Origin of the sequence: Kitasatospora sp. A2-31, from assembly GCF_022288725.1 — a bacterium.
Taxonomy (GTDB): domain Bacteria; phylum Actinomycetota; class Actinomycetes; order Streptomycetales; family Streptomycetaceae; genus Kitasatospora.
In genome coordinates this window covers 1-1,271 of sequence record NZ_JAKNTA010000216.1, presented here as the reverse complement: position 1 = coordinate 1,271, position 1,271 = coordinate 1, and the positions used below count along the sequence as shown (strand labels likewise).

At 71.3% G+C, this 1,271-nt stretch carries 1 protein-coding gene; it reads left to right on the top strand.

All coding sequences use genetic code 11. From position 1 onward, the window contains the following. Positions 1 to 1,271, top strand: a 1,271-nt coding sequence (locus MCM47_RS41000; RefSeq protein WP_308222638.1) for a sugar ABC transporter permease, incomplete at both ends; no start/stop codon positions are given.

Here is a 1,271-nt window from a genome sequence, read left to right as displayed (position 1 = left end):
CCCACCCACCCCCCCCCCCCCGCCGAGCCCCCCGCCACCCCCGCCTCCCCGGCGGTCGACCCGCGCCTGCTGGTGCGCCAGGGCGGCGTCGCCGGCTACGTGGACGAGTTCCGCCGCAAGATCAAGAGTGGTGACCTCGGCTCCCTGCCGGTCGTCATCGGCCTGATCCTGATCGCCGTCATCTTCCAGAGCGTCACCGGCCACTTCCTGCAGGCCGACAACCTGACCAACATCACCAAGTGGATCGCCGGCCCCGGCCTGATCGCCGTCGGTGTGGTCTTCGTCCTGCTGCTCGGCGAGATCGACCTCTCGCTGGGCTCCATCGCCGGTGTCACCGCGGCGATCACCTCCGTGCTGGCCGTGCGCGAAGGCCTGAACGAAGGCCTCGCCATCCTGATCGCGATCGCCGCCGCGGTGGCCATCGGCGCCCTGCACGGCTTCTTCTTCGCCAAGATCGGCGTGCCCGCATTCGTCGTCACCCTGGCCGGCATGCTCGCCTGGAGCGGCCTCCAGGACTACGTGCTCGGCAAGCTCGGCACCATCAACAACATCAACGACGGTGTCGTCGCCAACCTGGACACCTACTTCCTGGGCGACGGCGACGTCGCCTTCGCCTGGGTGCTGGCGCTCCTGGCGATCGGCGTCTTCCTGACGGGCCAGCTCATCGAGGCCTGCCGCCGCACCGCCGCCGGGCTGCCGGGCCGCACCACCGGCGAGATCGCGCTGCGCACCGGCGCCCTCGCGGTGCTCGCCCTCGTCGGCGCCTACATGCTCAACCAGGACCGCGGCCTGCCGCTGCCCCTGGTGATCCTGCTCGGCGTGGTCGTGCTGACCGACTTCGTGCTGCGCCGTACCTCCTACGGCCGGAAGATCTTCGCGGTCGGCGGCGGCATCGAGGCCGCGCGCCGGGCGGGCATCAACGTCGCCCGGGTCCGCATCTCGGTCTTCATGATCTCGGCCGGCCTGGCCGGCCTCGGCGGCCTGTTCATCGCCTCGCAGCAGGGCTCCGCGGACAAGGCGCTGGGCAGCGGCAACGTCCTGATGAGCGCCATCGCGGCCGCGGTCATCGGCGGCACCAGCCTCTTCGGCGGGCGCGGCAAGACCTGGTCGGCGCTGCTCGGCATCCTGGTCATCCAGTCGATCACCACCGGCCTGGACATGGTCCACGCCGCGCAGGCCATCCAGTACATGATCACCGGCGCGGTGCTGCTCGCCGCGGTCGTGCTCGACTCGGTCTCGCGCCGGACGCAGAAGTCCTCGGGTCGCGGCTG